5 protein-coding genes are annotated in these 6,276 nt (G+C 42.8%); all 5 read right to left on the bottom strand.

Going from position 1 to position 6,276, the window contains the following annotated elements; all coding sequences use genetic code 11:
* Positions 1-81: 81 nt before the first annotated feature.
* Positions 82-810 (bottom strand): glycerophosphodiester phosphodiesterase, encoded by a 729-nt coding sequence (locus tag D0463_RS19175; RefSeq protein WP_117308948.1) that lies wholly within the window; start codon positions 808-810, stop codon positions 82-84.
* A 180-nt stretch (positions 811-990) separates the two neighbouring features.
* Entirely contained in the window at positions 991-1,788 is a 798-nt protein-coding gene (spo0A, locus tag D0463_RS19170; protein ID WP_117308947.1) for a sporulation transcription factor Spo0A, read from the bottom strand.
* Between the two features lie 294 nt (positions 1,789-2,082).
* Positions 2,083-3,375 carry a SpoIVB peptidase gene (gene spoIVB, locus D0463_RS19165; protein ID WP_117308946.1) on the bottom strand — a complete coding sequence of 431 codons (1,293 nt, stop codon included), beginning with the start codon at positions 3,373-3,375 and terminating at the stop codon, positions 2,083-2,085.
* A 165-nt stretch (positions 3,376-3,540) separates the two neighbouring features.
* On the bottom strand, positions 3,541-5,256 hold the full coding sequence (gene recN, locus D0463_RS19160; RefSeq protein ID WP_117308945.1) for a DNA repair protein RecN: 1,716 nt from the start codon (positions 5,254-5,256) through the stop codon (positions 3,541-3,543).
* A gap of 24 nt (positions 5,257-5,280) precedes the next feature.
* A complete protein-coding gene (gene ahrC, locus D0463_RS19155) occupies positions 5,281-5,730 on the bottom strand; it encodes a transcriptional regulator AhrC/ArgR (RefSeq protein ID WP_117308944.1) in 450 nt (149 codons plus the stop codon).
* Between the last annotated feature and the right edge of the window lie 546 nt (positions 5,731-6,276).

Below are 6,276 nucleotides of genomic sequence, written 5' to 3'. Positions count from 1 at the left end.
GCCAAATAAAAAAATAACCGCAGGCAAACTCGATTTCATCCAGTTTGTCTACAGTCTGACTCGCCGCGTGGCGAGTTTTCTTTATTTATATTTCTGACGAAGTTTGACTGCATTTTCTGGGAAATCGGTAAAAAAGGCGCTGCATCCTATCCGAATGAGCTCTTCCATTCTATTTTCATTATTGACTGTAAATGGCCGCACTTTCATTCCTGCGCGGATGGCGGAATTAATAATATAATCCGGAGCCGCTTTAATGCTCGGATGAATCGCTTTGGCGCCTATCGATTGGGCGTAAACCCATGGCATGTAAAGACCGTCCCTGTACAACGGGGCTGTTTCAAGTTCGGGTGCTATCCGGACACAATGGACGAGGCTGTAATGATTGAAAGAAGATAGGATGATCCGTTCCTCCAACCGATAGCTCCGGATCAGGCCGATTACTTTTTCCTCCATACCGGGATACGGAAACACCCCGTTTTTTAATTCAATATTACACAGCAAATCATTTCCTAGCAGCCAGTCAAACAACTCGATTAAAGTGGGTATTTCCGTCCGTCCATAATGTTTGCCGAATGGATGGCTTGCATTGTAAGATTTAATTTCCTGAAGGGTACTATCCTTAACATACCCGGTACCGTTTGTTGTTCTGTCCAGCTTTTCGTCATGGATAATGACTATTTCGCCATCACGAGACAACTGCACATCGATTTCAAGACCGTCAGCACCTGCTCTTTTCGCTTCCTGAAAAGAGATCATCGTATTCTCTGGATGAGTCCCTGAAGACCCCCTGTGTGCAAAAATCAAAGTCACCGAAGCTTCGCCCCCTGCAAATTTCATACCGTTCTTATTTCATTGTAATAAACAAAAAAGCTTATGCTCATGATTATGAACGATAGCTTACATTTATCAACGAAAAAATATAAAAACTCAACAAACATTCGTTTGTTGAGCGAGGAAAAAATGATTAATACGTCTACACACCTAACCTTCTCAAGAAGCCTTATGTTCAAGCCTTAGCTTGTCAGCCACCATTGCGATGAATTCACTGTTTGTCGGCTTGGCTTTGGACATGCTGACAGTGTAGCCGAACAACGAAGAAATCGATTCAATGTTTCCACGGCTCCATGCCACTTCAATGGCATGGCGAATTGCGCGTTCCACACGGCTAGCAGTCGTATTATATTTCTTCGCAATATCCGGATATAGAACCTTCGTGATGGACCCAAGAAGCTCGATATCATTGTAGACCATTGTGATTGCCTCACGCAAATACAAATAACCTTTAATATGGGCCGGCACTCCGATTTCATGGATGATGCTTGTGATGCTTGCGCTTAAATTTTTCGGCTTAGATTCTATCTGGCTGTTGCGATAGCTGTATTGAGAAGGTTTTTTCAAAACGCTATTTCCTTTTCCGCTGACCTGACGGATCTGGCTTGCGAGGTTTTCCATATCGAACGGTTTAAGGATAAAATAGGAAGCTCCCAAATCGACCGCTTTCTTCGTCACATCTTCCTGTCCGAAGGCCGTCAGCATAATAACATTCGGAAGGGAGTTCCCTTGCTTCGTTTCCCTTATTTTTTCCAAAACGGCAAGACCGTCTACATGCGGCATAATGATATCTAGAATCAAAATGTCGGGATCCGTGCTTTCCAGCAGGGTCAAGCAATCCTGTCCGTTATGGGCAACACCGATAACCTCCATATCATCTTGACTTGAGATATATTCCTCGAGCAAGGACACGAGCTCTCTATTATCATCTACCACACACACTTTTATCTTCTTCACTCTATTTCCTCCTCAACTGCAGTTGATCATTTTTTCTAATTATTTAAATCTATTGTAATTGAAATTTTCGACAATGGGAATGAAAATCCTCTTATTTTCAAAAAAATAGTGCAATATCATTATCTTTCTCACGTTTTCTCCTGTTTTCGACTATTTTCGCCATTAGTATAGGAATTTGTCGAAAAACCCCAATGGTTTATTTTACCACAATGATAAGGAAATGTAAAAAAGTGTGATAATATGCTGAATAATCGAAAAAAAGAAACCCCGCAGTCTGTATGGGGTTTCTTCGTATCAACTTGCTTTCAAATGCCTTGCTTCGTTTTCATATAAATTGATTCCTGCCTCGTTCAGCATCCATTCTATATGGACCCCGTAACCGCTTGTCGGATCGTTGACGAACACGTGGGTCACGGCACCGATCAGTTTTCCATTTTGGATGATCGGGCTGCCGCTCATTCCTTGAACGATTCCGCCAGTCTGCTCCAAAAGCTTTTTATCTGTTACCTTTAAGACCATGCCTTTTGTCGCCGGAAATTTTTGCGGGATGGTACTGACAATTTCCACATCGAATTCCGATACAGCCGAGCCTTCTACGACCGTAAGGATTTTTGCCGGTCCTTCTTTTACTTCATGCGACAATGTGATGGGCATTGGCTTATCTGAGATTCCGTTATCAATGTTTTGCTTCAGTTTTCCAAAAATGCCAAACGGACTGTTCCGATTAATATTTCCGATGATTTCTCTATTTTTCGAGAAGTGGGCAAGTTTTTCACCCGGGTCTCCGTTGCTCCCTTTTTCAATGGATGTTACTGTCGAGCGGACAATCTGACCGTCCTTGACCACGATTGGCTGTTTTGTATCCATATCGGATATCACATGGCCGAGCGCTCCATATTTTCTTGATTCGGGATGAAAAAATGTCATCGTCCCAATTCCTGCCGCTGAATCACGAATGTAAAGCCCCAGCTTATAGGTGCCTTCATTCTTGTCCTTTAATGGCTTTAGCGTTGCTTTTACCGTTTCTTTATCGCGGGTAATGTCAAGGTGGAGAGGTTCTCCCTTTTCTCCTGCTTCCTGAACGAAAGGAGTAACATCGGACATTTTTTTCATCGTTTGGCCATTGATTTTCGTAATGATATCGCCCACTTCAACTTTGGCTAATTCCCCTGGCGATTTCTTTCCTTGCTGCGTGTCCACCAGGTGATGTCCGACTACCAAAACCCCAAGGGTGTTCAGTTTGACCCCGATAGACTGTCCTCCCGGTATGACTTTAAAGTCTTTAATGACTTCGATGTCGACTTTTTTTGCCGGCAATCCTGCAAAATCGAGGAGTAATTCATTTGTACCAGGCTTATCTGCATCAAGCGTAATCGAAGTCCCATCTTCATTGACGTCGGCACCGGAATCAGCCGTTATTACTTTTGCGGTTACAGGTAAGGCTTTAGGAATACTATATTGATCGCCCTCAAACAGGACAATTTTTCTTGGGAATGAGATATATTCACGGAGTGGCTGGTATAACCCTAATGCTAGTAGCGAAACAAGGAGGATTCCACCGATTATTCTGTTTATCCATAGCTTCAACCTATTCACTCTCCTCGCTTCCTTTTGCTTTATGGCTACACCCTTAATGTAGCCTTCATGCCATCCATTTATAACTTCACCGCAAAATAAAAGCTATCCGTTTTTGGATAGCTTTTCAATCACGCATTTACATGTAACCATGTATACACCTATGTTTTTAAGACGTTACCGGGCCTCTTTTAATTGTTCTGCCTGCTCAATTAGTTCTTTGGCATGCTGTTTGGTCAGGTCGGTTATCTCAACGCCTGAGATCATCCTGCCGATTTCCTTTATCTTGTCATTTTGACCAAGCGGCTGGACGGAGGTTTTCGTGCGTCCGCCCTTGATTTCCTTGGCAATAAATAAATGAGTATCGGCCATTGCAGCGACCTGCGGCAGATGGGAAATACAGAGCACCTGTGAATCCACCGCCACTTTATATATTTTTTCAGCAATTGCCTGGGCAACCCTGCCGCTGACACCGGTATCCACTTCATCGAAAATTATTGACGTAATTCCCTGGTGTTTTGAGAAAATACTTTTTAAAGCAAGCATGATTCTCGACAGTTCTCCGCCAGACGCGATTTTGGAAAGCGGCTTTAACGGCTCGCCTGGATTTGTTGAAATATAAAATTCGAGCTCGTCCAAGCCGCCGGAATGAATGCCCGTGTCTGCAAATGTGTCGTGTGTCAAAGCAGATTTATGAAAACGGACTTCAAAGACTGTTTTCTCCATATATAGTTCTTTTAATTCCTGATGAATTTGCTTCGTCAGTTGCTTCGCGTATTTTTGTCTAATTTCAGAAAGATTTTTCGCTTCCACGAGCAGGTCTTCCTTAATCGACTTGATTTCAGTTTCAAGCTTGGCGATATGCGTTTCGCGATTTAAAAGTGTTTCAATTTCTTCTTCAATCGCGGCGCCATATTCGAGAATTTCTTCAATCGTTTTGCCATATTTTCGTTTCAATTGGTTCATTTCATTCAGCCTGTTTTCAATAAAATCAAGCCGCACCGGATCGTATTCCAGCGTATCAAGCCGGTCCCTGATTTCTGAAGCGGCATCCTCTAAAAGATAATAGCTGTTTGAGATCGTTTCCGCTACCTGTCGCACAGACTCATCAACACTGGCCGCGTCCTCGAGATTATTCATCGCGACTGATACCCAGTCAAGCCCTCTTTGTTCTTCACGAAGTGCCTGATAGCTTGTTTGAAGCGCCTCATGGATCTTTTCAAAATTATTAATTGATTTTCTTTCTTCTGACAGCTCTTCATCTTCATCAAGCTTCAAATTCGCTTTTTCGATCTCCTCGTGCTGAAATTTAATCAAGTCAAGCCGGTGCACCATCTGCTGCTCATTTTGGCTGAGTTTCTTCAACTGCTTTGTGGCTTGATCAAATTGTTTAAACAGATTTTCGTATTCCGCAAGGGCAGTGGAGATTTTTTCCCCGCCAAACTGGTCCAAAAGCGGTAAATGAAGCCGTTCGTCCATTAGTTCCTGATGCTCATGCTGGCCGTGGATATCAATTAATTTCCCGCCAATTTCACGCAGGACAGCAATTGTCACAAGCTTTCCATTAACCCGGCAAACACTTTTTCCGGTGCTTGACATTTCACGGCGCAACACAACCATTCCGTCGCTCGCGTCAATACCGAACTCTTCTGCTTTCGCAAATACAGGATGGTTCTCATCCTCCAGCTGAAACAGCCCTTCGATTTCCGCTTTCTTTTCCCCATGACGTATGAACTCGGCAGAGCCCCGTCCCCCGACAAGCAAATGGACGGCATCAATAATGATCGATTTCCCCGCGCCGGTTTCCCCTGTCAAAACAGTTAAGCCCTTTTCAAATGAAATCGAAAGGGCCTCAATGATCGCAAAATTTTTAATGGATATTTCCGTTAACAAGGCAAACCTCACCTCTCCTAAGGATTAGAGCATGTCCAAAAATTTATTTGAAATGGTTTCGGTATCTTCCTGAGTCCTGCAAATGATTAAACAAGTATCATCCCCGCAGATCGTGCCTAGAATTTCTTCCCAGTCCAGGTTGTCAATCAGGGCACCAATTGCCTGTGCATTTCCCGGCAGGGTTTTCATAACAAGCAGATTACTTGCCGAATCAATGCGAACAAATGCATCAATGAGCATTCTTTTCAGCTTTTGCAGCGGATTGAATCTTTGGTCGGCAGGCAGGCTGTATTTATAGCGCCCATCCATTAACGGGACCTTAACCAAATGCAATTCCTTAATATCTCTGGAGACGGTCGCCTGCGTCACATTGAAGCCTGCATTTTTCAACTCATCAACCAGATCATCCTGCGTTTCTATATCATTGTTAGCAATGATTTCCCTTATTTTAATATGCCGTTGTCCTTTATTCATCTACAAAAAGCACCTCTCGAAAAAAAACTTTCATTACCATTAATGTTAGCGGATTTACAACCAATTGTACAATGTATTTTCTTTTTTCTTTCTTATTCTACATCATTCGCCTTGTTTCTAAAATTTCCTCATGCTGATGAATTCATCCTGAACATTGTCTCCGAAGGCAAGCGGTGTATTATTGGCTCACTTGTAGCTTTAGAATAAAAATTGATTAAAAAATTCCCTTCAATCCCTATTTAACAGCAAATACAAAAACTCCATATTGAAAAAAATTTGATTAAAATCCGGTTAATCGTTTTAGATAACTGAATCAATTTCATAATTCCTTTTTATAAAGAAACACAGACCAACAGAATATTAGTTACTCAAAAAATGTTCTTAGTTTTGTACCTGTTGAATGGGGCTGTGATTTCCGCTACAGGCGGACGCTTTCCGCGGGCGATCCGTGAGCCTCCTCGTCGCTTCGCTCCTGCGGGGTCTCACTTGGCCACGCTTTTCCCGCAGGACGTTGAGTGATCATCCTCGAATAGACACCGCACGAGA

Origin of the sequence: Bacillus sp. V59.32b (genome assembly GCF_003429085.1) — a bacterium.
Classification (GTDB): Bacteria; Bacillota; Bacilli; order Bacillales; family DSM-1321; genus Peribacillus.
Note: the sequence above shows the minus strand (reverse complement) of the source record. Positions and strands in the feature narration are given on the sequence as shown.